This window comes from Arthrobacter sp. UM1 (genome assembly GCF_020483305.1).
Taxonomy (GTDB): Bacteria; Actinomycetota; Actinomycetes; order Actinomycetales; family Micrococcaceae; genus Falsarthrobacter.
In genome coordinates, this window is sequence record NZ_JACWAB010000004.1 from 172,090 (window position 1) to 196,742 (window position 24,653).

The following is a 24,653-nucleotide window of genomic DNA, read 5'->3' on the forward strand; positions in this document are numbered from 1 at the left end:
CACCCCTACAGCGCCCGCAGCTGCTCCGGCCCCTCGCCGAGCTTGACCGAGTGGGTGAAGCCGTCCTCCTGGAGGCGTCCGAAGAACGCGCCGGCGAGCTTGCGCGGCATCGCCACCGGGATGACCACGGCGGAGTCGAGCTCCCGGGCCAGGGCCCGCTTGGCCTGGGCGGTCTCCAGCGGGGAGGCGTCCTTGGGGAAGAGCAGCGCCACGCGGCGCTCGCCCGTCTCCTCGAGCTCCACGAGGTCCACGATGCGCTCGAACCCGATGGAGAACCCGCAGGCCGGGACGTCCTTGCCGAGCCACTTGCCCACGACGCCGTCGTACCGGCCGCCGCCCGCCACGGAGGAGCCGGAGCCGGCGTGCGCCACCTCGAAGATGGGGCCCGTGTAGTAGCCCATGCCGCGGACGAGGGTCGGGTCGAACACGATCCGCACGTCCGGCAGCTCGGCGCGGACGGCCTCGGCGATCTGCGGCAGGTCGTAGAGGTCCACGCCCTCGAGCGCGGGGGCCGAGGCGTCCAGGGGCGAGTCCGTCCCGATTCGCTCGAGCTCGGCGGTGAGCGCCTCCACGGAGTCCGGGGCCAGGCCGACCTTCTCGAGGAGCTCCGCGCGCACCCCGTCCATGCCGATCTTGTCCAGCTTGTCCACCGTGATGAGGGCCTTCGGCTGCTCCGCCTCCGGGACCCCGGCGCGGGTGAGGAGATCGGTGAGGACGCGGCGGTCGTTGACCCGCAGCGTGACCCCCTCCGCAAGGCCCAGGCGGCCGAGCGCGTCCATCGTGGCGGTGACGAGCTCCATCTCGGCGAGGACGCTCTCCTCGCCGATCACGTCGATGTCGCACTGGACGAACTGCCGGTAGCGGCCCTTCTGCGGGCGCTCCGCCCGCCACACCGGGCCGGTCTGGAAGGCGCGGAAGACGGCGGGCAGCTCCGCCTGGTTGCTCGCGTAGAAGCGCGTCAGCGGGACCGTCAGGTCATACCGCAGCGCGGAGTCCACGGACTCCCCCGGCCGGACCGCCTGCTCCGGGTCCAGGCCGCGCTTCTGGATCTCGAAGAGCATGGACTCGTTGTCCCCGCCCTGCCCGGACTTCAGGCGCTCGATCGGCTCCACGGCCGGCGTCTCGATCTGGGTGAACCCGTGCTCCGCGTACGCCTGCCGGATCGTGTCGAGAATGCGGGCTCGACGCCGGTGTGCACTGGGCAGGATGTCGCGCATGCCGCGCGCGGGTACGACTTTCGGGCTCATGAACCCTAGTCTAAAGTCCGTGAGCTCCCCGCTGTTCGGCGACGACGCCCTCGCCCCGCGCCCCCGCGAGATCCGTCCCGGGGCCGTCCACATCCCCGGCTACCTCACGCCCGAGCAGCAGGCCTGGACCGTCCGCGCCTACGCCGAGTGGCGCTCCGGGCCCGTCCCCGCGCACCGGGCGCTCATCGGCGGCAAGCCCATGAGCGTGGAGTCCCTCGGCCTCGGCTGGCACTGGCGGCAGGGCGGCTACACCCCCTCCGCGCCCGAGTTCGACGGCGCCCGCCCGCTCCCCCTCCCGGACTGGCTCGCGAGGCTCGCGGCCCGCGCCGTCGCCGACGCCCAGCTCCTCACCGAGGCGGACCTGACGCCGGACGGGCCGTTCGAGCCGGACGTGGCGCTCGCGAACTACTACGCGCCCGGCGCGCGCATGGGCATGCACCAGGACGCCGACGAGCGCCGCCGGGCGCCCGTGGTCTCCCTGTCCCTCGGCGACTCGTGCGTGTTCCGGCTCGGCAACACCGAGCACCGCAACCGCCCCTACGAGGACGTGCGGCTCGCCTCGGGCGACCTCTTCGTCTTCGGCGGCCCCTGCCGCTTCGCGTTCCACGGGGTCCCCTCGGTCCTGGACGGCACGGGGCCGCGCGGGATCGGGCTCTCGGCCGACGACGGCGGGCCCGGCGGCCGCATCAACATCACCCTCCGGGAGACGGGGCTGGGCTGAGACAGGCGGGCTGCGCAGGCCGGGGACAGCGCCCGCACAGGCAGCCGTCCGGCGGACGTGCGAGGCCCAGGCCGGACGGCCGCCGTCGTCGTCCTCCCCTACTGGATCGGGACGCGCGTGAAGGAGAGGGGCTCCTGCGGGCGGCCCGCCTGGGAAGGGGAGGCGACGGTGACGCGGGTGTACTCGTGCGCCTCGGCCGCGCCCTCCACCGTGATCTGGCGGATGTTCTGCACCGGCGCCTGCCCGTAGACGGCCGCCCACGGGGAGCCGGCGGCGAGGGGGCGCTGGTCCTTGTACTTGTGGCTGTCGCCGTTGAGGATGTAGACGGGCAGGCCCGTGCGGCGGGCGCCGTCGGCGATCGCCTGGATGACGGGGCCGAACGCCTCGCGGGCGGCGGCGGGGTCCGCGGCGAGGTAGGAGTCGAACATGTCGGCCTGCATGACGATCGCCACTCCCGTGCTGTGCCGCTGCTCGGCCTGGGCGAAGCGCCCCTCGATGAGCCGGACGTTGGCCGCCTGACGCGCCTGGAACTCGGCCCGCTGCTCCGGCGTGGCCGCGGTCTTGCCGAGGCCCGACCACGGATCCAGGTCATTGTGCGAGCCCTGGACGTTGACGGCGGCGAACTCCACCTTGTTCGTGGTCCACGCGACGTTCTCCGGGAAGCCCTCGGCCGCCTGGGAGCGCGCGGCGAGGTTCCCGTGCCCCAGGGTGCTGCGGCCGGGGGCGCCGTGGCCCGGCGTGCCGTGGTCGGCGCGGCCCGGGGCGCCGTGCCCCTGGCCGGCGCGGCTGAAGAAGGTCTGGCGGAGCGCGGAGAGGCGCTCGAGCGGGTTGTAGGCCCCGTTGTTGGGGCGGTGGCAGTCCACCCACTCGTTGTCGCCCGGCGTGTAGACGAGCGGCACGCGGGACGCGTCGAACTGGGTGCGGACCCACTGGAAGTAGTCCGTGTCGCAGCGGGTGGAGCCGTTCTTGATGTCCCCCACGTGGACCGCGTACTCGATGCCCGGCCCGGTGGAGATCTCCCGCATGGTCTGCGGGAAGTGCTCGATGGCTGCGTCGCCGTAGGGGGTGTCCCCGAAGAGGGCGAAGCTCGTGGAGCCGCCCTGCTGCGCAGCGGCACCCGGAGCGCCCTGCCGCAGGGCGGCCCCCGGGGCCGGGGAGGCGGAAGCGGGTGCCGGCGCGGCCGTGACCGGGGCGAGCCCCGCGAGGACGAGGGCCCCGGCCGCGCCCACGGCGGCGAGTCCCTGGGCGGCGAGTGCCCGGCGGGCGGAGCGGGAAGCGGTCAGAGAGGTCATGGCGGTTCTCCCGGGTGCAAGGCGAAGGGTTCGCGGCTGCGGCCGGCTCGCCTGGCGCTGCGGCCGGGCCGGCGCTGGACCGGCCGCAGAGCCGGCGGGGCGAGCGGCTCCTGACCCGCGCCACGCTAGGGGCCCGAATCGACACGCGGGTGAACAGAGTCCGACCCCCGCGTGTACCCCGCCCTCGCAGGGATCACCGGCCACCAGGACCGCGCCCGCATCCCGGACGGTCCGTCCCGCCGCTTTCGATCGCTCCGGCGATCTGCCTATGGTGGACGCCGGATCAACGACCGATGTATCAGCCCGCCACAGGACTCTCCCTCGGCAGCCGTCGCGCGAGACACCACGTCCTCCGGCGGAACAACCGACACAGAGGAGTCATCCAGCATGCAGCTTCGCAGCAAGCAAGCTCTGATCACCGCCGCCGGCCTCGTTGCGGCCAGCGGCCTCGCGGGCCCCGTGGCGCACGCCTCGTCCCACGCCCCCGCCTCCGCTCAGGGCACGACGACGGCCGGCGCGCCGAGCGCACCGGCGAAGCAGGCGCCTAACCGGCAGGCCCCGGCCCCGGCACAGGCTCCGGCGCAGCAGCCCGCCGCCGCGCAGGCCGGGCAGGCCCAGAACGCCCAGCCTCAGGCCGGCCAGGCGAAGGCGGCCCCCGCGCAGAACGGCGCGGCCGAGGGGAACGCCGCACAGAACGGCGCCGGCGAGAACAGCCAGGCCCAGTACGCCCAGGCCCCCAAGGCCGCGGCGCAGCCGAAGATCGTCTACTACAACAGCCAGAGCGCGCCGTCCTACACGGGGGTCATCGACCAGGCGGCCGGCATCTGGAACGGTTCCCTCAAGAACGTCCGCATGGTGAAGACCAACGGCCCCGCGGACGTCTACTACAAGGAGGGCGACTTCGGCGCGAACGGCTCCAGCACCACCTGGACCGCCCCGGGCCAGGGCACGGTGGCCATCGACTACAGCCAGACCGCGCAGAACAGCCCCCTGCGCGTGGTCACGCATGAGACGGGCCACGTCATCGGCGACCTGGCCGACAACTACTCCGGCCCGTGCTCGGACCTCATGTCCGGCGGCGGCCCCGGCCCGAGCTGCACCAACGCCACTCCGAGCCCGGCCGAGGCGTCCCTCGCCGACTCCCGGTACTGACGGCCGGCCCGCGGCGCTCGCCCCACAACAAGGGCACACAGACTTGTGGCGCGTTTCGTGCGATTTCAGACCTGATTTCGCACGAAACGCGCCACAAACGCGTCTGGGGGGGCGTGGGGGGGGGGGGGAGGGGGGAAGGAATCTCCCCTACACGCTCGAGGAGAAGACGAGCGCCCCGAAGAACACGATCGCCGCGGCCGAGGCCAGCCCGAACTCCGCGAGGATGCCGAGCCCGGTGGCCTTGAGCGCCTCCACGCTGGAGCGCATCGCCCGCCCCGCGTCCTTCTGCCGCGCCAGCTCCATCCCGAAGAGCCCGAGCGCGAAGCCCAGCGGCAGGCCGGCCACCGGGATGAAGAACATCGCGATGACGCCCGCCACGAGGCCCACGATGACGCTCGCGCTCGGAATCCGGTTCCGCTTGAGCGAGCGGCCCGTCAGGACGTACTGCATCGAGGCGCCGGCCGCGAGCAGCACCGCGCAGACGGCGAACACGATCCACCCGACCGTGTTCCCCTCCGCGATCGCCCAGACGAGCAGCCCGAGCAGCGCGATGAGCGAGCCCGGCAGGACGGGGACCACCGTGAAGAACAGCCCCGCCGCCACCGCGAGCATCGCGAGCAGCGTGATCCCGTTGAACTCCACGGGCTAGGCGCTTTCCTGGAGGCGCTTCTGCCGCTTCTTCTCCTCGCGGCGTGCGGCCTTCTCCGCCTTCTTCTGCTCCTTCTTCTCCCGCTTGGCGATGTCCTCCGGCATGAGGGGCGCGCCCCGGCCGCGGAACACCTTGACCCAGTGCCAGGCCACCGCGGTCATCGGCACCGCGAGGACGGCGCCCGCGATGCCGCCCACGGTGGAGCCCGCGGCGAGCGTGAGGAGGATGACGAGGCCGTGCAGGCTGAGCGCGTCCCCCATGAGGCGCGGCTGGAGCACGTTGCCCTCGATCTGCTGGACGAGGATGACGACGACGGTGATGATGATCGCCGTCGTGACGCCCTTGGTCACGAGCGCCACGAGCACGGCGATGATGCCGCCGACCACCGCGCCCACCACGGGGACGAACGCGCCGAGGAAGGTGATGATCGCGAGCGGGACGGCGAGCGGGACGCCCGTGGCCACGAGGCCGATGCCGATGAACACCGCGTCGATGGACGCGACGGCGGCCGTGCCGCGGATGTAGTGGCCGAGCACCTTGACGGAGCCCTGGCCGGCCTGCTCGAACTTGTCCGCGTGCTTCTCCGGGACGAAGCTCATGAAGAACCGCCAGATGCGCGGCCCGTCCAGGAGGAAGAAGAAGAGGCAGACCGCCATGAGGATGAAGCCCGTGGCGAAGTTGGAGACCGCGGACAGGCCGCTCAGCGCGCCCTGCGAGATCTGCGAGCTCGAGGAGGAGAGCGTGCTCAGCCCCTTCTGCTGCCACTGCTGGATCTGGTCATTGGTGATGCTGAACGGCAGGGTGTTGATCCACTCCTGCACCTTCGAGACGCCGGAGACCGCCTGCTGGGCGAGCTGGCTCTGCTGGGAGACGACGGACTCGACCACCACGTAGATGACGCCCGAGAGCACCAGGATGGAGCCCACGAACGTGGTGATGGCCGCCGGGGTGTTGCCCATGCCCTCGTTCTTGAGCCAGCGGACCACCGGGCGCAGGGCGCACGCGAGGATCGTGGCCACGACCACCGCGATGACGATGACGTTGACCTTGATGAGGCCCTGGATGACGAACCAGGCGACGACGCCGATGAGGAGGATCTGAGCGGCCCGGGAGCCGACGCGGCCGAGCCCGTCGCTCCAGACGCTGGCGAGAGCCGGGACGCCGGGCCGGGAGACCTCGCGCCCGTCCGCGGGGGGATCCGCGTGCCCGGACCTCTCATGGTGTGAAGAGGAGAAGAGACCCATGTCTTCCGTTCGTGGTAGGGGACCGTCTTTAGGCCAATATCCTACGGAATGACGCGCGACGACGCAGTCCCGGCCCCTCCCCCTGTGGACACGAGCCCAGTGTCCGGGTCCACGAACGAGCCCGCCGGCACCGAGACCCGCTCCCGCCGCCGGGCGTTCCGCTTCATGCCGGCGGCCGGGCGGATCGGGTACGGCCACTTGGGCTCGAGCTCGTCCCCGAGGGTCACGCCGCGCATCCTCCGGGCCATCATGGGCAGCACCCAGCGGCGCATCCAGGCGTGCTCGTCCGCCACCGCGCGGCCGAAGTCCCCGACGGGGCCCAGGCGTCCGGTCTCGCGGTCGAGCTCGTCGTCGCCGTCGTCGTCGTTCCGGATGCTGTGCTCCACGCCGAGGGTCTCGAGGACGCGGCGCGCGAGCTGCCGGTGCCCCTGCGCGGTCATGTGGAGGCGGTCGGAGCCCCAGAAGCGCCGGTCCGCGAACTCCTCGAAGCCCCAGTAGTCCACGAGGACCGCGCCGTGGCGCTCGGCGATCTCCCGGACGGCGCTGTTGAACTCCCAGTTGCGCTTGCGCATGGGGGCAACGAGGGGCGAGATGTGGACGTCGTAGCCGGTGAAGAGGAGGACGTCGCTCCCGGAGGCGCGCATGCGGCGCACGGCCGACTCGTAGCGGTCCATGAGGGCGGGGATGTCGGCGTTGAACTCCAGAAGGTCGTTCCCGCCCGCGTAGAGCGTCATGAGGGTGGGGCGCAGCGCGATGCCCTGCTCCAGCTGCTCGTCCAGGATCGGTGCGAGCTTGCGGGAGCGGATCGCCAGGTTGGCGTACGTCCACTCAGGGTCCTGCTTGGAGAGCTGGCGCGCCACCCGGTCCGCCCAGCCGCGGCAGGAGTTGGGGAAGCGGGGGTTCCAGTCCCCGAGCCCCTCGGTGAACGAGTCGCCGATCGCCACGAGTCTCTGCCCCATGCGGGCCACCCTCGCAGGGCCGCGTTAACAGCGCACGACGGCGGAGTGAACTCGCCCCGCCGGCGCGTCCGCGAGGCCGTCTGCGCCTACGCGTTCCAGAGGCCGTAGGAGTCCGCGAGGTCCGCGATCTTCTGGGCGCGGGCCAGGCGCGGCAGGTAGGAGCCGTCTCCGACCTTGGCGCCGGCGGCGTGGGCGTCCAGCATCTCGTGCGCCCACATGATCTCGTCCTGCTGCGGCGAGAGGCCCTTGTTCACGTCCACGGCCTGCGCCGGGGAGAGCATGAGCTTGCCGGTCATGCCCATCTTCTGGGTGACGGCGCAGGCGTCCGCGAGCGCCTTGCCCTCGAGGCCGCCCGAGGGGCCGTCGATGGCGCCGGGCAGCTGGCCCACGCGCGAGGCCACCACGAGCTTGGAGCGGGCGTACGCGAGCGCCATCGGGTCCTCGGAGACGCCCGTGTCCTTGCGGAAGTCATTGGTGCCGAACGCGAGGCGGAACGTGCCGGGCGCCTTGGCGATCTCCACGGAGTTCTCGAGGCCCACCGCCGACTCGATGAGCGCAAGGACCGGGATGCCGGCCCGCAGGCGCATGGCCGTGTACGTGACCTGCTCGGGGTGCTCGGTCATGGCGAGCATGACGCCGCGCAGGCCCGGGGCCTTGGAGAGGGCCGCGAGGTCCTCCGCCCAGAACTCGGTGTCCCGGCCGTTGACGCGCACCCAGGCGGTCATGCCCGTGGAGAGCGCCTCCACGACGCGGTCCTGGGCCTCCGCCTTCTGGTCGTCGGGGACGGCCGCCTCCATGTCGAAGATGACGGAGTCCGCCTCCGAGGCGAGAGCCGGTGCGAAGTTCTTCTCATCCGCCGCGGAGGCGAGGAGCCAGGAACGGGAGAGCTTGGCGGGCAGGGCTGCAGCGCGGGCATTGCGGAAAACGGCCATGCCCCCAGCTTATTACGGTGCCTGCGGTGCGCCCGCTCGCCCGCAGGCGCGCCCGGGCTGACTTTCTCGGGGCTGACGCGCCCGGGCTGCGGGATGCCCGAGACGCGCTCCCCCGCGCGCCGCTACGATGGCCACAACCGGGCCGATCCCCCGGCCGGCGGCCGGCCGCGTCGTCGCGCTCCAGAGGCTAAGGACACTCACCATGACCGAATTCGCACAGGGCGACCCCGTCTGGGCCGATCTCATGACCTCCGACGTCGCCGGGGCCAGGCGCTTCTACGGAGAGGTCTTCGGCTGGACCTTCGAGGAGACGCCCGAGAGCTTCGGCGGCTACGTCAACGTCCTCCGGGACGGGGCCGTGGTGGCCGGCCTCATGGGCAAGGAGGCGGGGATGGAGGGCATCCCGGACGCCTGGACCGTCTACCTCGCGAGCGACGACGCGATGACGACGACGGAGGCCGCCAACGCCGCCGGGGGCACCGTGCACATGCCCGTGGCGGAGGTGGGAGACCTCGGCCGCATGGCGCTCATGCTGGACAGCGCGGGGGCGAACCTCGGCGTGTGGGAGTCCGGCACGCACCGGGGCTTCGCGGCGATGGGGACCCCGGGCACGCCCGGCTGGTTCGAGGTCCACACGAAGGACTACGCCGGGGCCAAGGACTTCTACGCCAAGACGTTCGGCGTGACGCTCGCGCCGATGATGGAGACGCCCGAGTTCAGCTACTGCACGTTCGGCGAGGGCGAGGACGCCTCCGCCGGGATCCTGGACGCGGCGGACGCGCTGCCGGCGGAGGCGCCCTCCGCCTGGCGGATCTACTGGGGCGTGGAGGACGCGGACGCCGCGATCGCCGCCGCGGAGCGCCTCGGCGGGCGCGTCACCCACCCGGCCGAGGACTCGCCGTACGGGCGGGTCGCCGGGCTGGCGGACCCGTGGGGTGCGGAGTTCCGGATCGTCCAGGCCGCTCCGGGCGAGACGCTGGAGCAGGCCGAGGAGGAGACGGTGCTCGAGCAGCCGGGCGAGGCGGACGCGGCCTAGGCTTCCTCTCTTACCGCTTGTGCACCCGGTTCGTTCGGTTTCCAGGCCTGAATCCGAACGAACCGGGTGCACAAGCGTCTGAGCGGGTCTGAGCGGGGTCGGGCCTGCTGAGTGAGCCTAGGCTCCGGCGGCCTTGCGCTCCTCGTCCGCGGCCTTGAGGGCCTCGAGCATCCGGCGCGCCTGGTCCTTGAGGACCTCGTCCGCGAAGACGCCGCCGGCCGCCTGGAGCTCCTCGAACCGGGCCACCTCGATGTGCGGCTCGACGACTCGGGCCTTGAACACCTTCTCCAGGTCCTCGCGGAGCTGCTCGTTGGCCTTGGCCCCGCCGCGGGCGCCCGGCGACACCGAGACGACGCCCACCGGGATGTCCTTCCAGAGCATCCGGAACTCGCCGCGGTTGGACCAGTCCAGGGCGTTCTTGAGGACGGCCGGGACGCGGCCGTTATGCTGCGGCGTGGAGAAGACCACGGCCTCTGCCGCCGCGATCTCCTGGCGCAGGGCGTCCACGATCGGCTGGCCCTCGTTCTCGCCCTGGAGAGTGAAGTGCGGGACGTCGAACAGGCTCGTCTCGAGGAAGGACGCCGTCACGCCCTCCTCCTGCTCCACGAGCTCCGAGAGCTGACGCAGCGTCTCCGTGTTGACCGAGGGCTGGCTCGCGCTGCCTGAGATGAGGAGGATGTGAGTCATCCCGCCATCCTAGCGAGGGGCCCTTCACCTCCGCGGCGGCGGGTGAGCGCTGTGCAGGAATCGCGGCGCTTCCGCTCCGGTGGGGGCGTTCGCACGGCGAGCAGCTCGGCGGAGTGCCCGACGGCCGACGGCGAAGGGGTCCGCGGGCGCCGTCGTCGTCGTTCCGAGGGGGACTCAGAGGTGCGGGGGCTCCTCGCCCATCTTGTGGTCCACGTCGGCCTCGGAGACGCGGACCTCGACGTACTGCGGCGGCTCGGGCTCGAAGCGCGTCCACACGGCGAGGACCGCCGCCATGGCCACGAGGCCCGCGAGGAACACGGTGACGGCGGCGACGATGCCGAAGCGGTCGATCGCGGCGCCGAGGAGGAGGATCGGGACCGCCGAGCCGAGGTACGTGATGACGTACATGAGGCTGATGGTCGTGGCGTGGCGGCTGCGCGGCACGGACGCGGACATGTACGTGAAGAGGGTGCGGAACGCGGTGCCCTGGCCGAGGCCGGTGAGGACGCCGCCGGCGAGGAGGGCGAGCCGTGACTCGTGCCCCAGGGCCGCCACGAGCGCCAGGCCCGCCGCCATGAGCGCCAGCCCGCCCGCGCCGCGATGCCGGGGGCGCAGGGTCACGAGCTGCGCCACCGCGGCCGAGCCCAGCACCAGCGCGGCGAGCACGCCCGTCATGATGCGGGAGGAGCCGAGCAGCGGGCTGTAGAACGCGGGGGCGAAGGAGAGGAAGAACCCGAAGGTCGCGAAGCTGAGGAAGCCCGTCAGCGAGCAGAGGAAGAAGATGCGCTTGGCCTCGCGCGGCGGAGTGGGGCGCAACGGCATGAGCGCGCGGACGCGGCGCGGGCCCACCGGCCGCTGCGAGGCCGGGCGGGCCTTGAGCAGCACGAGCGGGACGATGACCGCCACGAGCGTCACGATGTGCAGCACGAACGGCACGAGCACCGGATGTCCCAGCGTGGACAGCCACCCGCCGAGCAGCGGCCCCGAGGCCACTCCCCCGGACGAGGACAGGAGCGTGATGCGCGTGGCCGCATCCGGCGACTCCGGGAGCAGCTCCCGGACCGCCGCGGCGGACGCTCCCGTGGCCAGCGCGACGGCGGCGCCCTGCAGGAGGCGGCCGACGACGAGGCCCGTGAGGCCCGTCGCGAACGTGAAGACGACGGCGCCGGCCAGGCCCACGAGCACGGACGCCACGAGCACGGCCCGGCGGCCCATGTGCTCGGACCAGTGGCTCGCGCAGAGGAGCCCAACGATGAGGGCGATGACGTAGGCGACGAACGCGAGCGACGTGGCCGCGGACGTGAGGTGCATCTGCTCGCGCAGGTACGGGTAGAGCGGGGTGGCGAGGTTGGCGCCGATGAGGAGCAGGTAGATCGTGAACCCGGCGAGCGCCACGCGGATGCGCAGCGGCGCGTTCCAGCCGCGGTGCTGCGGCGGCTCTTTGAGCGCGAACTCGTGGAACAGGGTCACGGGGCTCCTTCTGTGGGGTGGTGTGGGGGCGGGGCCGGGCTGGGCGGCGGACGGGCGGAGTAGTCGGATCAGGGGGCCGGGCTGATCGATGACAGTTTAGGAAATCGTCACCGATTGCCGGAAACCTGAGCACCATCAGCCCGCACTTCGGCGAGTCCTCGGCCAGATCATGCGCAGATTCAGGAGATCGAGCACGATTTCGAAAACGGTCACCGATCTGAAGGCGGCGCGGATCTAACGGGCGGGCGGACGAGGCAGGCGGCGCGGACCGAACGGGCGGGCAGACGAGCCAGTCGGCGCGGACCGAACGGGCGGGTCAGCCGGACCAGCCGGACCAGGCGCGTGATGCGGACCCGGGCCGGGACCCCGCCGCACAGTCCGTCAGCACTCCACGACGTTGACGGCGAGGCCGCCCATCGCGGTCTCCTTGTACTTGTCCGACATGTCGCGGCCGGTGTCCCGCATCGTCACGATGACCTCGTCGAGGGAGACGCGGTGCTCGCCGTCGCCCCAGAGGGCCATCTTCGCGGCGTTGATGGCCTTGGCCGCGGCGATCGCGTTGCGCTCGATGCAGGGGACCTGGACGAGGCCGCCGATCGGGTCGCAGGTGAGGCCCAGGTTGTGCTCCATGGCGATCTCGGCCGCGTTCTCGATCTGCTCCGGCGTACCGCCCATGACCTCGGCGAGGCCTGCGGCGGCCATCGACGACGCCGAGCCGACCTCGCCCTGGCAGCCGACCTCGGCGCCGGAGATCGAGGCCTGCTCCTTGTAGAGCACGCCCACGGCGCCGGCGGCGAGGAGGAAGCGCACGGTGGCCTCGTCCTTCTCCTCCTGGGACTTGCCGCGGCAGGCCTTCGTGTAGTTCACGGCGTAGTGCAGCACCGCCGGGATGATGCCGGCCGCGCCGTTCGTGGGCGCGGTGACGATGCGCCCGCCGGACGCGTTCTCCTCGTTGACGGCGAGCGCCACGAAGTTGACCCACTCCTGCCAGAACTCGGGGCTGCGGTCCGGGTCCTCCTGCTCCAGGCGCTGCCGCCAGCCCGGGGCGCGGCGGCGCACCTTGAGCCCTCCGGGCAGGACGCCGGTGCGCTGGGCGGACATCTCGACGGCGTCGTTCATGACGTCCCGGATCTTGAGCAGGCCCGCGCGGACCTGCTCCTCGGGGCGGACGATGACCTCGTTGGCTATCATGACATCCGCGAAGGACTTGTCCTCGCGGTGGCAGATCTCGAGCAGCTGGGCGGCCGTGTGGAAGGGCAGCGGCTGCTCCTGCTTGGTCTCCTTCAGCTCCTCCTGCTCCGCGTCCGCCTCGCCCTCCTTGACGATGAACCCGCCGCCCACGGAGAAGTAGGTGGACTCGTGGAGGGTCTCGCCCTCGGCGTCGAAGACCGCGATCTTCATGCCGTTGGTGTGGTACGGCAGGATCGTGAGGGGGCGCAGGACGATGTCGTCCAGCCCGTACTCGAGCTCGGTTCGGCCGGCGAGGCTGATCTTGCCGGTCTCCGCCATCGCGGCGAGGCGCTCCTCGACCTGCTCGGGGAGGATGAGCTCCGGCTCGAAGCCCTCGAGGCCGAGCAGGGTGGCGGTCAGCGTCCCGTGCCCGTGCCCCGTGGCGGCCAGCGAGCCGAAGAGGTCCACGCGGATGCTCGCGACGTCGTCGACCACCTGCGCCTTGACGATCTCCTGGGCGAACTGCGCGGCCGCGCGCATGGGCCCCACGGTATGGGACGACGACGGGCCGATGCCGATCGAGAAGAGGTCGAAGACTCCAACAGCCATGGCGGGTCAGCTCCTTGGAAGACGGGGATGGTCGGGGACAGTGTGCCGCCGTGCGCGGCAGCCCTGCCGGCGCGGCGGCTCTGCCCACGCGCAGCGGCTCTATCTGGCACAACAAGCGGGCCGGAGCGGATATTCTCTCCGGCCCGCTCGGGGTGGTGGATCCGCCCGGGAGGACGGCTCAGCCGGGCCGCCCGCGCAGGACGGCCCGCCCGGGCGAGGGCGCCGCCTAGGCGAGCGGCTTGAGGTCCGGGTACAGCGGGTGCTTCTGCGCCAGGGCGGAGACCCGGGACGCGAGGCCCTCGATGTCCGCGCCCTCGCCGGCCACGAGCAGCTCCGCGATGATGTCCGCGACCTCGGCGAAGTCCTCGGCCTGGAACCCGCGCGTGGCGAGGGCCGGGGTGCCGATGCGCAGGCCCGAGGTGACCATCGGCGGGCGAGGGTCGTTCGGGACGGCGTTGCGGTTCACCGTGATGTGGATCTGCTTGAGGAGGTCCTCGGCCTGCTTGCCGTCCAGCGAGGCGTTGACGAGGTCCACGAGCACGAGGTGCACGTCCGTGCCGCCGGAGACGAGCGAGATGCCCGCGTCCGCCACGTCCTGCTTGAGCAGGCGATCGGCGAGGATGCGCGCGCCCTCGAGGGTCCGCTTCTGGCGGTCCTTGAACTCCTCGGACGCCGCGACCTTGAACGCCACGGCCTTGGCGGCGATGACGTGCTCGAGCGGCCCGCCCTGCTGCCCCGGGAACACCGCGGAGTTGATCTTCTTGGCGATGTCCGCGTCGTTGGACAGGATCACGCCGCCGCGCGGACCGCCGAGGGTCTTGTGCGTGGTGGACGTGGTCACGTGGGCGTGCGGGACGGGGCTCGGGTGCAGGCCCGCGGCCACGAGGCCCGCGAAGTGGGCCATGTCCACCCAGAGGAACGCGCCGACGGAGTCCGCGATGCGGCGGAACTCCTCGAAGTCCAGCTGGCGGGCGTACGCCGACCAGCCGGCCACGATCATCTTCGGCTTGTGCTCCTCGGCGAGGCGGGCCACCTCGGCCATGTCCACGCGGCCGGACTCGTCCAGCTCGTAGGGCACCACGTTGTAGTACTTGCCCGAGAAGTTGAGCCGCATGCCGTGCGTGAGGTGGCCGCCGTGCGCCAGGGACAGGCCCATGACGGTGTCCCCCGGCGTGACGAGCGCGTGGAACACCGCGGCGTTCGCCTGCGCGCCGGAGTGCGGCTGCACGTTGGCGAAGCCGGCGCCGAAGAGCCCCTTGAGCCGGTCGATGGCGAGCTGCTCGATGACGTCCACGTACTCGCAGCCGCCGTAGTAGCGGCGGCCCGGGTAGCCCTCGGCGTACTTGTTGGTGAGGACCGAGCCCTGCGCCTGCATCGCGCCGACTGCGGCGAAGTTCTCCGAGGCGATCATCTCGAGCCCGTCCTGCTGACGGCGGAGCTCGTTGTCGATCTGCTCGGCGACCTCGGGGTCGACCTCGCGGAGAGCGTCGTTGAGGAAGTCAGCCATGCTCAGAGCTCGCCGCCGTTCTTCGAGGCGTACTCCTCGGCGGACATGAGCTCGCCCTCGGACTCGACCTTGACCGTGAAGAGCCAGCCCTTGCCGTACGGGTCCTCGTTGAGGACGCCCGGGTTGTCGATGGCCTCCTGGTTGATCTCCACGACCTCGCCCGTGACCGGGGAGTAGAGGTCGGAGACCGACTTGGTGGACTCGACCTCGCCGCAGGTCTGGCCCGCGGTGACGGCCGTGCCGGCCTCGGGGAGGTCGACGTAGACGACGTCGCCCAGAGCGTCCGCGGCGACCTGCGAGATGCCGACCTTCGCGGGGCTCGCGTCGTCGATCCACTCGTGCTCGGCGGAGTAGCGCAATCCGGTCTGAACCTTGCTCATGGTGAAGCCTTTCGGGTTGAGCGCCGCACGGGCGTGCGGCCCTGGTCTTGGGCGGTGTTTACTTCTCTCGGCGGTAGAACGGGAGCTCGACCACCGTGAACGGCTCAGCCTTGCCGCGCAGGTCCACGGCCAGTTCGGCACCGATCTCGGCGGCGTCGTTCGAGACGTACGCCATAGCTACAGGGTAGCCAAGCGTGGGGCTCGGAGCACCCGAGGTCACCTCGCCGACGGCCTTCCCGTCCGCGTCGAGGACCGTGTAGCCCTTGCGGGCCGCGCGGCGCCCCTGGCCCTTGAGGCCCACGAGCTTCTTCTCGGGGCCGGACTCCTTGCGGGCCGCGAGGACCTCCCGTCCCACGAAGGACTCCTTGGACTTGGTGGCGACGACGCCGCCGAGCCCCGCCTCCACCGGCGTGACCTCGCGGGAGAGCTCGTTGCCGTAGAGGGGCATGCCCGCCTCGAGGCGCAGCGAGTCCCGGGCCGCGAGCCCGCAGGGGACCAGGCCGAGCGGCTCGCCGGCTGCGAGCAGGGCGCCCCAGAGGTCCTCCGCCTCGGCGTTGGGCACGTACAGCTCGAAGCCGTCCTCGCCCGTGTAGCCGGTGCGGGCGACGAGCACGTCGTGCCCCGCGAGGACGCCGCGGCGGGCCGCGTAGTAGGAGAGCTCGGGGAGCCATCCGGAGACGGCGTCATCGCCCACCGCGAGGAGGATCTCCTCGGAGCGCGGGCCCTGGACGGCGATGAGGCTCGTCTCCTCGGTCTCGTTGCGCAGCTCGACGTCGTACCCCTTCGAGCGGGACTGGAACTCGTCCCAGACGGTCGCCGCGTTGCCCGCGTTGGGGACCACGAGGTACTCGCCCTCGGAGACGTGGTAGGTGATGAGGTCGTCGATGATGCCGCCGTCCTCGGCCACGATGAGCGAGTACTTCGCCTTGCCCTCCTTGACCGCGGAGATGCGGCCCACGAGCGCGTGGTCGAGGAACTCGGCGGCCTGCGGGCCGGTCACCCGGATCTCGCCCATGTGCGAGATGTCGAAGATGCCGGCGGCCTCGCGGACGGCCTTGTGCTCGGCGAGCTCGGAGGCGTACTTGAGCGGCATGTCCCAGCCGCCGAAGTCGGTGAAGTGCGCGCCCAGCTTCTCGTGGACGCCGTGCAGTGCGGTGGTCTTGGCCATGGTTCTCCCTTTCCGGCGGTCCGGCTAGTTCTCGAAGTCCTCGATCGGCGGGCAGGAGCAGACGAGGTTGCGGTCCCCGTTCGCCCCGTCGATGCGGCCGACCGGCGGGAAGTACTTGTCCTGGCGGGTCGTCGAGCCCGGGAAGACAGCCTGCTCGCGGGAGTAGGCGCGGTCCCACTCGCCCTCGACCACGGAGCGGGCCGTGTGCGGGGCGAGCCGCAGCGGCGAGGCGTCCAGGGCGATCTCGTTGTGGGCCACGGCGTCGATCTCCTCGCGGATCGCGATCATCGCGTCCACGAAGCGCTCGAGCTCGCCGAGGTCCTCGGACTCCGTGGGCTCCACCATGAGCGTGCCCGCCACCGGGAACGCGAGGGTGGGCGCATGGAAGCCGAAGTCGATGAGGCGCTTGGCCACGTCCTCCGCCGTCACGCCGGACTTGGCGGTGAGCTCGCGGAGGTCGAGGATGCACTCGTGGGCCACCAGGCCGCCCTCGCCCGTGTAGAGGGTCGGGTAGTGCTCGCTGAGGCGGCGGGAGACGTAGTTGGCCGCGAGCAGCGCGCTCTGCGTGGCCTTGGTCAGGCCCGCGCCGCCCATGAGCTTCACGTAGGCCCAGGAGATGGGCAGCACGCCGGCGGAGCCGAAGCGGCTCGCCGCCACCGGGACGTCCCGGCCGCCGCGCCACGTGTTCGCGTCGCCCGGCAGGTACGGGGCCAGGTGCTCGCGGACCGCCACGGGGCCCACGCCGGGGCCGCCGCCGCCGTGCGGGATGCAGAACGTCTTGTGCAGGTTGAGGTGGGAGACGTCGCCGCCGAACCGGCCCGGCTGGGCGAGGCCCACGAGCGCGTTGAGGTTGGCGCCGTCGATGTAGACCTGTCCGCCGGTCTCGTGGACCGCGTCGCAGACGTCCCGGACGTCGCCGTCGTAGACGCCGTGGGTGGACGGGTAGGTGATCATGATCGCGGCGATCTTCCCGGGGTTCGCCTCGATCTTGGCGGCGAGGTCGTCCGCGTCGATCGTGCCGTCCTGGGCCGTGGCCACCACGACGACGCGCATGCCCGCGAGGACCGCGGACGCCGCGTTGGTGCCGTGGGCCGAGGCCGGGATGAGGCAGACGTCCCGCTCCGTGTCCCCGTTGGCGAGGTGGTAGCTGCGGATCGCGAGCAGGCCTGCGAGCTCGCCCTGGGAGCCGGCGTTCGGCTGGATCGAGACCCGGTCGTAGCCCGTGATCGTCGCGAGGTCCTCCTCGAGGCCCGCGATGAGCTCGCGCCAGCCGACCGTCTGGTCGTCCGGGGCGAACGGGTGGATCGTGGCGAACTCGGGCCAGCTGATGGCCTCCATCTCCGCCGTGGCGTTGAGCTTCATGGTGCAGGAGCCGAGCGGGATCATCGTCCGGTCCAGCGCGAGGTCCCGGTCCGAGAGCTTGCGCAGGTAGCGCAGCATCTGCGTCTCGGAGCGGTGCTGGTGGAAGACGGGGTGGGTCATGAAGTCGGTCTCGCGGCGGACGGCCTCCGGGAGCTCGAAGCCCTCCGCGGCGTCCGCGGCCACGAGCTGCGCCTCGAAGCCCAGCGTCTCGGCGAAGGCGGCGACGACGTCGGCGAGGACGGCCTCCGTCGTCGTCTCATCGCAGGAGATGCCGACGGCGTCCGTGCCGGCGAGGCGCAGGTTGATCCCGCGCTCCTTCGCGGCGGCGACGACGTCCGCGGCCCGGCGCGGCACGGAGACGGTGACCGTGTCGAAGGGGGCGTCGTGGACGAGCTCGAGGCCCGCCGCGTCGAGGCTCGCGGCGAGGGAGCGCGCGTGGCCGTTGACGCGCTGCGCGATCCGCTTGAGGCCCGCCGGGCCGTGGTAGACCGCGTACATGCTGGCCACGATCGCCAGGAGCGCCTGCGCGGTGCAGATGTTGGACGTGGCCTTCTCGCGGCGGATGTGCTGCTCGCGGGTCTGGAGGGCGAGGCGGTAGGCGGGCTGGCCGGCGTCGTCCTTGGACACGCCCACGAGGCGGCCCGGGAGCGAGCGCTCGAGGCCCTTGCCCACGGCCATGTACGCCGCGTGCGGGCCGCCGAAGAAGAGCGGCACGCCGAAGCGCTGCGCCGAGCCGACGGCGACGTCCGCGCCCTGGAGCCCCGGCGCCTCGATGAGCGTGAGGGAGAGGAGGTCCGCGGCGACGGTGACCATCGCGCCGCGGTCCTTGGCCTCCTTGATGACGCCCGAGAGGTCCCGGACGACGCCGGAGACGCCCGGCTGCTGGAGCACGAGGCCCACGACGGGGCCTTCGAACTGGGAGAGGCCGTGGGCCACGTTGACCGTCTTGACCTCGAAGCCGAGGCCCTCGGCGCGGCCCTCGAGGACGGCGAGGGACTGCGGGAGGATCTCCTCGTCCACGAGGATGGCGCCCTCCTTGACCTTCTTGTTGGCGCGGCGCATGAAGAGCGCGGCCTCGGCCACGGCGGAGGCCTCGTCGAGGAGCGAGGCGTTGGCGATGGGCAGGCCCGTGAGGTCCTGGACCATCGTCTGGAAGTTGAGGAGGGCCTCGAGGCGGCCCTGGGAGATCTCCGGCTGGTAGGGCGTGTACGCCGTGTACCAGGCCGGGTCCTCGAGGATGTTGCGGCGCAGGACCGGGGGCGTGATCGTGTCGTAGTAGCCCTGGCCGATCATCTGGACCGCCGTGGTGTTCTTCTTGGCGAGGGCGCGAAGCTCGGCGAGGACCTCGGCCTCCGTCAGCGGGTCCGCGAGCGCGAGCGGCTGCTCCTGGCGGATGGCCTTCGGGACGGCCTTGTCCGCGAGGGCGGAGAGGGACTCGTGGCCGATGTAGTCGAGCATGGTCCGCTGCGCGTCCGAGTCCGCGCCAATGTGGCGCTCGGAGAAGTCGCCGACGCGCTGGCCGCCGATCTCCTCGTCGGAGTCGAGGGGCTGGTTGGCGGCCTGGTCTGCGCTGGCTGCTGCCGTCATGGAAGAACTCCTGGCTGTGTCGGGTGGTGCCGGTGTTCTCCCCGCTCTGTACTGGACCTGAGAGATTCCGCGCGGCCCGGCACCCCCATGCCGGTGCGCCCGCTGCGGACCCGCAGGCCCGCTGGGCGCGGTGCGCGTTGCACCGTCGGTGAGCCGCGGCCTGCCCGGGCGCTGCTGTGCCCGCGCGGCGGCCGCCGCTGCTTTCCAGAGTCGCCCTGTCCGCCGGGTCCCGCCCCTGAGGGCCTCGGATCGCGGACGCGCGCGGACGGTACAGCTGCCTGAGAGATTCCCGGGGAGGGTTGCTCCTACGGCGCCACCTGGGCGGACCCCCATCCGCCTCGTAGCTCTCCCGCCCGCGCAGGGCGTGTTCAGTTGTGATCTGCAAGACAGGATAGCGGGTTCGGGCGGCCGCGCGGTAGCCGAGTGGCGCGCGACCCGCCCTCCGATGGAAGATGACCCGGTGAACCCCAACACCTCGATCATCGACAACGGCGTGTACGTGGACGGCGAGCGCGTGGCCACCCCCACCAGCCTCGACACCACCTTCGACCTGCTGCGCGAGCACGGCGGCCTCGCCTGGATCGGCCTGTACCGGCCCACGGAGGAGGAGGTCCGGGCGGTGGCGGACGAGTTCGGCCTGCACGATCTCGCCGTCGAGGACGCCCTCTCCGGCCACCAGCGCGCCAAGCTGGAGCGGTACGGGGACACCCTCTTCGCGGTGCTGCGGCCGTGCCGGTACATCGACAGCACCGAGCGGGTCGAGTTCGGCGAGCTGCACGTGTTCGCGGGCCAGAACTTCGTGGTGACCATCCGCCACGCGGACAAGCCCGAGCTGGCCTCCGTCCGCGAGCGCCTCGAGGCGGACCGGGACCTGCTGCGCCTCGGCCCCGAAGCGGTCATCTACGCGATCCTCGACAAGGTGGTGGACGAGTACGAGCCCGTCGTCGCCGGACTCGAGAACGACATCGACGAGATCGAGAACGAGCTCTTCGGCGTGGCCGACGACGACGCCCTCTCCCGCCGCATCTACCAGCTCTCCCGCGAGGTCATCCTCTTCCAGCGGGCCACGCACCCGCTCGGGGGCATGCTCACCTCGCTCCAGCAGCTCATCCGGGACGACTCCTCCGACGTCGAGCTCATGCGCCTGCTCCGCGACGTGCAGGACCACGTCATCCGCATCAACGAGCGCGTGGACGCCTTCCGCGAGATCCTCGACAACGCGCTCACCGTGCACGCCACCCTCGTGGCGCAGCGGCAGACCAACACGAGCCTCGCGCAGAACGAGCAGATGAAGAAGGTGTCCTCCTGGGCGGCCATCTTCTTCGCCCCGCAGCTCGTGGCGGGCATCTACGGCATGAACTTCGAGGCGATGCCGGAGCTGCACTGGCACCTCGGCTACCCCTACGCCATCCTGCTCATGGTCCTCTTCGCCGCGGTCCTGTGGGGGATCTTCAAGCTGAAGAAGTGGATCTAGGGGCCTTCCCCGCCTGTCCGCCCTGTCCCCCGCGTCTCCGCTCCCCCGCTCCACCCGGCCCCCTCCCGACCCCCTCCCGGCCCCCAACTCAGCTCGTTTGTTGCGAGTTGGAGGAATAGGAGCCGTCTTTCCTCCAACTCGCAACAAACGAGGGGCTAAGCGCGGGAGGAGCCGAGGGGTGGAGGGACTGAGGGCTGGAGGCGCTGGAGGCAGCGGAAGGGCAGGTGCTGGAGAAGCGGGCCGAGGCGGGCGGCTCTGCTCTAGTCCGCCCGGCTCTTCCGCGCGGCCCGGATGTAGCCGAGGCCGGCCACGGCGTGGAGTGCGAGGCCAGCGTCGCCGAGGATGCGCGCAACCCGCCGCAGACCGTGCGCAGGCCCGGCCGCCGACTCGCTGAAGGCTCCGGCCACCACCGCGCAGAACGAGACCGTGCTGCGGACCTTGCCCAGATACGTGACGCGCAGGTCGCCCCGGCGGGCGGCCGGGCCTGCGATCCACAGGGCGGCGAGGTCCACCGCCACCGTTCCGGCGGGCAGGTACCGGGGCAGGACGCCCGCCTTGGACAGGCTCCACATGAAGCTCGCAATCCCGATCCGGTCCGCGATGGGGTCCAGGGCCCGGCCCACGGCCGACTCTTGGTGGAGGCTGCGCGCCAGCGCGCCGTCGACCCAGTCGGTGGCCGACCACAGCGCCACTCCCCAGCCGACGCCCCAGCCCGTCCGGCCCTGCAGAATGCGGCGGTTGAGGGGCGCGGTGAGGATGAGCCTGGTGAGGGTGATCGCGTTGGGCAGCGTGATCGCGTCAGGAAGGGCGGCCCCGCCGCGCAGAGTCGCGGTCTTGGGCCGGGTCCGGGCGGTGGGCCGGGTCCGGGCGGTGGGCCGGATCCCGGCGTTGGAACCGATGCCGGTGCTACGCCGGAACCTGGCGCTCAGACGAGGAAGCCGCTCAGACATGGTGACCTCCTTGGGGCTGAAGGGCTGCTGGGGAATCGGGGCCTGGGCCGGGCATCTGGGTCGGGACTCAGGACAGGGCATCTGGGTCGAGCCCCTGGGCCGGACATCGTCCCGGGCGCAGACGCCGGTCACGGCCAGTCCCATTCTCGCGCATCGCGCTCGTCTCTCGCCCCACCCCCTCCCTCAGCACCTCGTCTGTTGCGAGTTGGAGGAATGAGGGCCCGCTTTCCTCCAACTCGCAACAGACGATGAGGCGAGGGGGCGGGGCGGAGGCCGCTCGTCCCCTACGCCAGCTTCCGGGCGAGGTCCACGACGCGGTCCGCCGTCGTCGTCGAGAGGACCGAGCCGTCCGGCGCGATGTCCTCGCGGAAGGTGAGGTGGAGGACGCCGCGCTCGTCCGCGCCGACGTTGCCGAGCACCGGGCTGAGGGCCGCCGTGGCCCGCGCCGCCCCGCGCCAGCCGTAGCCGATGACGCCGATGGGCTTGTCGTTCCACTCGGCGTAGAGGATGTCGATGGCGTTCTTGAGCGGGGCCGTGAAGGACGCGTTGTACTCGGGGGTGAGGATGAGGATCGCGTCCGACTCCGCGACCGTCCGCGCCCACGCCTGCGTGTGGGGGAGGCGGTAGTTGCCGTTGCGGGGCATGTCCTCCTCGTCCAGCATGGGGAGGCTGAGCTCGCCGAGGTCGACGACGCGCGCGTCCCATTCCTCCGCGGGGATCTGCGCGGCGACCCACTCGCCGAGCCGGTGCCCGATGCGCGTCGGGCGGGTGCTGGTCACGATGATGCTGAGCGTCTTCACCCTGGCGGCAACCCCCGCCCCGGCCGCGTTATTCCGGGGCAGGCGTGTGATGCGGGCTACTGGGTCGGCGGCCGACGGGAGACCGCGCGCCCCGGCTCAGGGTCCCGGCTAGGCGGACCCCGGCTTCCCTCCGCGCGACTGCTCCTTCTTCTGCCGGTGCTGCTCCACCCACTCCGCGATGTCCGCGGCCTTGAAGCGCCGGTGCGTGCCGCGGTACTCCACGGGGATCTCGCCCGCGTCCGTCAGGTTCCGCAGGTACGTGAGCGAGATGCCGGCGGCGCGCGCGGCCTGGCTCGTCGTGAGGAGCTCGGGCTGCGGCACCCCGGAGAACGACGACGGCGGCCGCTCCTCCCCTTCCCCGCCCGACACCCGGACCCGCTCGCCGGCGGCCAGGGCGGTGAGCACCCGCTCGATCCCGCGGCGCGTCTCGCCGGAGAGCCGCACGGCCGTGCCGTCCACGAACACGGTGATGTCGCCGGAGGCCAGGGCCCGGCGGACGGAGGCGGCCTCCTGCTCGGCCATGGGATCGAACTCGAACTGCTCCATGGTCACCCATTATGCGCGGGCGCCCGGAGGAGCAGCAGAGGGGCTGCCCCGGGCAGAGCGCGGGGACGAGAAGCGGGGAGCCCGGGCAGCGCACAGCAGCGGAAGACCCGAGAGATGCGGCCGCGCCCCTACAGCCGCGGCCGGCCCTCCCACCGGGCGGCCTTGAGGGCCAGGTGCAGCTCGAGCCGCGCGGCGCCCGAGAGGGGATCCGCGCCGATGGCCCGCCGCACCCGAGCCAGCTTGTTGTAGACGCTCGAGCGGTGGACGTGCATGTCCTCGGCGATGTGGGCCACGGTGGCGGAGCGGTCGTACATCTCCTCGAGCAGGCGCAGGAGCTCCGGCCCCTCGGGCAGGCGCAGGATCGCCGCGTACCGCGTGGACTTCACCGGCGCCTGGCCGAGCCGGGCCCCCGCGAGGAACTGGTAGGCCCCGAGGTTGCGGTAGTCGGCCACGCGGAGGCCGGGCGCCCGGAAGCCGAGCGGCTGGGCGTCCTCCCCGTCGCCCCGCGCCGCATCCGCCGCCGCCCGCGATCCAGTCCGCGTCCGGGCCTCCGCCCCGTCCCCGGCCCGCGCGTCCGGCGCCGCCGGCATGAGGGACGGATCCACGGCCGCCGCCTGGAGGGCCGCCACGGCCTGGGCGTGCCTCAGCGGAAGCTGCCCCAGGTCCCGCAGCGGCTCGGAGAAGCCGGCGGCGAGGAGGGCGGCGCCGTCGTCGTCGTTCCCCGCGTCCCCGAGGGAGCCGCGCGCCGCGGCCTCCCGGCGGTAGACGCGCAGCACCTGCTCGGCCGGCGTCCCGGTGCCCGCGAGCCCGCTGCCGCCGCCCTTGAGGGAGAAGAGGACGAGCGCGTGGGACTGTGCGCCCGCCGAGAAGACCGCCGCATCCCGGCCGAGCGTGGCGCGGAGGGCGGCGGTGCGGTGGACGATGTCGGCCTCGTCGCCGGAGAGGGCCACCCGGGCGCCCGCGGACCCGGCAGCCGGGAAGGCGCCGTCCCGCGTCACGAGGGTCATGGCGGCGAGCTGCCACGGGCCGGTGGCGTGCAGCTCGGGCCACTCGCCGAGCTCCCCCACCGCGCGGGCGCGCCCCTGGCACGCGCCCATGAAGACGGCCTCGCGGGCGCGGCGATGCTCGGTCTGGCCGGTGTTCGTCTCGAGGATGAGCCGCGCGAGCTGCGCCAGGTCCTCCGCGCAGGAGCCGAGCTGGGCGAGGAGCGCGGGGGCGTCCGCGACGTCGGCCAGCTGGACCCACACGTAGCCCACCCGGAATCCCCGCTCGAGCAGGGGCACGCACACGCGCGGCTGCATGCCGAGCTCGGCGTTCGCGGGGATGGCCACGGGCCGGACGGAGCTCTCGATGCCGTGCGAGCGCTGCCAGGCCGCCACCTCGGCGGGCACGTGCTTGGAGAGGAGGAACTGCACGCGCACGGGGTCCGCGTCCGACTGGTTGGAGCTGTACGCGAGGAGCAGGCCGTCCAGGTCCTCGAGAGAGACGCCGCGGTCCAGCGCGCGGGCGATGTCCTCGACCAGGTCCTCGATGCTCCTCACGGGAACAAGCCTAGGCGAGGGCGTGGACGGGCCAGGCGCCACGTCCCCCCCCCCCCCCCCCCCCCCCCCCCGGGGGGGGGGGGGGGGGGGGGGGGGGGGGGGGGGGGGCAAGGAATCTCCCCTACACGCTCGAGGAGAAGACGAGCGCCCCGAAGAACACGATCGCCGCG

Annotated in this window: 21 protein-coding genes and 1 riboswitch; of the genes, 4 read left to right on the plus strand and 17 right to left on the minus strand. The window is 72.3% G+C overall.

The window, feature by feature from the left end; genetic code table 11:
- Window positions 1-5: 5 nt before the first annotated feature.
- Complete coding sequence (gene hisS, locus H9I38_RS07210) at window positions 6-1,247, minus strand: histidine--tRNA ligase (protein WP_226338084.1); 1,242 nt, start codon at window positions 1,245-1,247, stop codon at window positions 6-8.
- Window positions 1,248-1,266: 19 nt separating this feature from the next.
- Between hisS and H9I38_RS07215 the strand changes: the two genes are divergently transcribed.
- The gene (locus H9I38_RS07215; protein ID WP_226338085.1) at window positions 1,267-1,968 is read left to right on the plus strand and encodes an alpha-ketoglutarate-dependent dioxygenase AlkB family protein; all 702 of its coding nucleotides are present in this window, start codon (window positions 1,267-1,269) and stop codon (window positions 1,966-1,968) included.
- Window positions 1,969-2,066: 98 nt separating this feature from the next.
- Here the strand turns inward: H9I38_RS07215 and H9I38_RS07220 are convergent, their stop codons facing one another.
- Complete coding sequence (locus tag H9I38_RS07220; protein ID WP_226338086.1) at window positions 2,067-3,260, minus strand: metallophosphoesterase family protein; 1,194 nt, start codon at window positions 3,258-3,260, stop codon at window positions 2,067-2,069.
- Window positions 3,261-3,647: 387 nt separating this feature from the next.
- Between H9I38_RS07220 and H9I38_RS07225 the strand changes: the two genes are divergently transcribed.
- Window positions 3,648-4,412 carry a snapalysin family zinc-dependent metalloprotease gene (locus tag H9I38_RS07225; RefSeq protein WP_226338087.1) on the plus strand — a complete coding sequence of 255 codons (765 nt, stop codon included), beginning with the start codon at window positions 3,648-3,650 and terminating at the stop codon, window positions 4,410-4,412.
- Between the two features lie 147 nt (window positions 4,413-4,559).
- On the opposite strand, the gene H9I38_RS07230 is transcribed toward H9I38_RS07225, so the two are convergent.
- The 4 genes from H9I38_RS07230 to H9I38_RS07245 all read right to left on the minus strand — a co-directional run bounded on the left by H9I38_RS07230 (window position 4,560) and on the right by H9I38_RS07245 (window position 8,196).
- Window positions 4,560-5,054, minus strand: coding sequence for a DUF456 domain-containing protein (locus H9I38_RS07230; protein WP_226338088.1), 495 nt, complete (start codon window positions 5,052-5,054; stop codon window positions 4,560-4,562).
- Window positions 5,055-5,057: 3 nt separating this feature from the next.
- Window positions 5,058-6,305, minus strand: coding sequence for an AI-2E family transporter (locus H9I38_RS07235; RefSeq protein ID WP_226338089.1), 1,248 nt, complete (start codon window positions 6,303-6,305; stop codon window positions 5,058-5,060).
- 41 nt (window positions 6,306-6,346) lie between these two features.
- On the minus strand, window positions 6,347-7,264 hold the full coding sequence (locus H9I38_RS07240; RefSeq protein WP_226338090.1) for an SGNH/GDSL hydrolase family protein: 918 nt from the start codon (window positions 7,262-7,264) through the stop codon (window positions 6,347-6,349).
- Between the two features lie 86 nt (window positions 7,265-7,350).
- Window positions 7,351-8,196: an HpcH/HpaI aldolase/citrate lyase family protein gene (locus H9I38_RS07245; RefSeq protein ID WP_226338091.1), complete on the minus strand. Its 846-nt coding sequence runs from the start codon at window positions 8,194-8,196 to the stop codon at window positions 7,351-7,353.
- 202 nt (window positions 8,197-8,398) lie between these two features.
- Between H9I38_RS07245 and H9I38_RS07250 the strand changes: the two genes are divergently transcribed.
- Entirely contained in the window at window positions 8,399-9,232 is an 834-nt protein-coding gene (locus H9I38_RS07250; protein WP_226338092.1) for a VOC family protein, read from the plus strand.
- 117 nt (window positions 9,233-9,349) lie between these two features.
- Here the strand turns inward: H9I38_RS07250 and H9I38_RS07255 are convergent, their stop codons facing one another.
- The 7 genes from H9I38_RS07255 to gcvP form a co-directional block, all read right to left on the minus strand.
- Window positions 9,350-9,919, minus strand: a complete 570-nt coding sequence (locus H9I38_RS07255) for an NADPH-dependent FMN reductase (RefSeq protein ID WP_226338093.1) — start codon at window positions 9,917-9,919, stop codon at window positions 9,350-9,352.
- A gap of 174 nt (window positions 9,920-10,093) precedes the next feature.
- Window positions 10,094-11,389, minus strand: a complete 1,296-nt coding sequence (locus tag H9I38_RS07260; RefSeq protein ID WP_226338094.1) for an MFS transporter — start codon at window positions 11,387-11,389, stop codon at window positions 10,094-10,096.
- A gap of 381 nt (window positions 11,390-11,770) precedes the next feature.
- On the minus strand, window positions 11,771-13,168 hold the full coding sequence (locus H9I38_RS07265; RefSeq protein ID WP_226338095.1) for an L-serine ammonia-lyase: 1,398 nt from the start codon (window positions 13,166-13,168) through the stop codon (window positions 11,771-11,773).
- 226 nt (window positions 13,169-13,394) lie between these two features.
- On the minus strand, window positions 13,395-14,675 hold the full coding sequence (gene glyA, locus H9I38_RS07270) for a serine hydroxymethyltransferase (protein WP_226338096.1): 1,281 nt from the start codon (window positions 14,673-14,675) through the stop codon (window positions 13,395-13,397).
- A 2-nt stretch (window positions 14,676-14,677) separates the two neighbouring features.
- Entirely contained in the window at window positions 14,678-15,055 is a 378-nt protein-coding gene (gene gcvH / locus H9I38_RS07275) for a glycine cleavage system protein GcvH (protein ID WP_226338097.1), read from the minus strand.
- A gap of 58 nt (window positions 15,056-15,113) precedes the next feature.
- Window positions 15,114-16,223, minus strand: coding sequence for a glycine cleavage system aminomethyltransferase GcvT (gcvT, locus tag H9I38_RS07280; protein WP_226338098.1), 1,110 nt, complete (start codon window positions 16,221-16,223; stop codon window positions 15,114-15,116).
- Window positions 16,224-16,247: 24 nt separating this feature from the next.
- Window positions 16,248-19,043 (minus strand): aminomethyl-transferring glycine dehydrogenase, encoded by a 2,796-nt coding sequence (gene gcvP / locus H9I38_RS07285; RefSeq protein ID WP_413463531.1) that lies wholly within the window; start codon window positions 19,041-19,043, stop codon window positions 16,248-16,250.
- 385 nt (window positions 19,044-19,428) lie between these two features.
- Window positions 19,429-19,534, minus strand: a riboswitch (glycine riboswitch).
- Between the two features lie 83 nt (window positions 19,535-19,617).
- Here gcvP and H9I38_RS07290 point away from each other — a divergent pair.
- Window positions 19,618-20,646 carry a magnesium and cobalt transport protein CorA gene (locus tag H9I38_RS07290; RefSeq protein ID WP_413463529.1) on the plus strand — a complete coding sequence of 343 codons (1,029 nt, stop codon included), beginning with the start codon at window positions 19,618-19,620 and terminating at the stop codon, window positions 20,644-20,646.
- 260 nt (window positions 20,647-20,906) lie between these two features.
- Here H9I38_RS07290 and H9I38_RS07295 read toward each other — a convergent pair whose 3' ends face one another.
- The 4 genes from H9I38_RS07295 to H9I38_RS07310 all read right to left on the minus strand — a co-directional run bounded on the left by H9I38_RS07295 (window position 20,907) and on the right by H9I38_RS07310 (window position 24,483).
- Complete coding sequence (locus H9I38_RS07295; RefSeq protein WP_226338101.1) at window positions 20,907-21,596, minus strand: CDP-alcohol phosphatidyltransferase family protein; 690 nt, start codon at window positions 21,594-21,596, stop codon at window positions 20,907-20,909.
- Between the two features lie 284 nt (window positions 21,597-21,880).
- The gene (locus H9I38_RS07300; RefSeq protein ID WP_319002215.1) at window positions 21,881-22,375 is read right to left on the minus strand and encodes an NAD(P)H-dependent oxidoreductase; all 495 of its coding nucleotides are present in this window, start codon (window positions 22,373-22,375) and stop codon (window positions 21,881-21,883) included.
- Between the two features lie 129 nt (window positions 22,376-22,504).
- Window positions 22,505-22,942, minus strand: a complete 438-nt coding sequence (locus H9I38_RS07305) for a helix-turn-helix domain-containing protein (protein WP_226338103.1) — start codon at window positions 22,940-22,942, stop codon at window positions 22,505-22,507.
- A 128-nt stretch (window positions 22,943-23,070) separates the two neighbouring features.
- Window positions 23,071-24,483, minus strand: coding sequence for a helix-turn-helix domain-containing protein (locus H9I38_RS07310; protein ID WP_226338104.1), 1,413 nt, complete (start codon window positions 24,481-24,483; stop codon window positions 23,071-23,073).
- Window positions 24,484-24,653: the final 170 nt, after the last annotated feature.

Bases quoted from the DNA above. Each gene is read 5' to 3' on its own strand.
- hisS (WP_226338084.1), bottom strand. From the start codon at position 1,247: ATGAGCCCGAAAGTCGTACCCGCGCGCGGCATGCGCGACATCCTGCCC.
- H9I38_RS07220 (WP_226338086.1), bottom strand. From the start codon at position 3,260: ATGACCTCTCTGACCGCTTCCCGCTCCGCCCGCCGGGCACTCGCCGCC.
- H9I38_RS07225 (WP_226338087.1), top strand. From the start codon at position 3,648: ATGCAGCTTCGCAGCAAGCAAGCTCTGATCACCGCCGCCGGCCTCGTT.
- H9I38_RS07235 (WP_226338089.1), bottom strand. From the start codon at position 6,305: ATGGGTCTCTTCTCCTCTTCACACCATGAGAGGTCCGGGCACGCGGAT.
- H9I38_RS07240 (WP_226338090.1), bottom strand. From the start codon at position 7,264: ATGGGGCAGAGACTCGTGGCGATCGGCGACTCGTTCACCGAGGGGCTC.
- H9I38_RS07245 (WP_226338091.1), bottom strand. From the start codon at position 8,196: ATGGCCGTTTTCCGCAATGCCCGCGCTGCAGCCCTGCCCGCCAAGCTC.
- H9I38_RS07250 (WP_226338092.1), top strand. From the start codon at position 8,399: ATGACCGAATTCGCACAGGGCGACCCCGTCTGGGCCGATCTCATGACC.
- H9I38_RS07255 (WP_226338093.1), bottom strand. From the start codon at position 9,919: ATGACTCACATCCTCCTCATCTCAGGCAGCGCGAGCCAGCCCTCGGTC.
- H9I38_RS07265 (WP_226338095.1), bottom strand. From the start codon at position 13,168: ATGGCTGTTGGAGTCTTCGACCTCTTCTCGATCGGCATCGGCCCGTCG.
- glyA (WP_226338096.1), bottom strand. From the start codon at position 14,675: ATGGCTGACTTCCTCAACGACGCTCTCCGCGAGGTCGACCCCGAGGTC.
- gcvH (WP_226338097.1), bottom strand. From the start codon at position 15,055: ATGAGCAAGGTTCAGACCGGATTGCGCTACTCCGCCGAGCACGAGTGG.
- gcvT (WP_226338098.1), bottom strand. From the start codon at position 16,223: ATGGCCAAGACCACCGCACTGCACGGCGTCCACGAGAAGCTGGGCGCG.
- gcvP (WP_413463531.1), bottom strand. From the start codon at position 19,043: ATGCTCGACTACATCGGCCACGAGTCCCTCTCCGCCCTCGCGGACAAG.
- H9I38_RS07290 (WP_413463529.1), top strand. From the start codon at position 19,618: ATGGAAGATGACCCGGTGAACCCCAACACCTCGATCATCGACAACGGC.
- H9I38_RS07295 (WP_226338101.1), bottom strand. From the start codon at position 21,596: ATGTCTGAGCGGCTTCCTCGTCTGAGCGCCAGGTTCCGGCGTAGCACC.
- H9I38_RS07305 (WP_226338103.1), bottom strand. From the start codon at position 22,942: ATGGAGCAGTTCGAGTTCGATCCCATGGCCGAGCAGGAGGCCGCCTCC.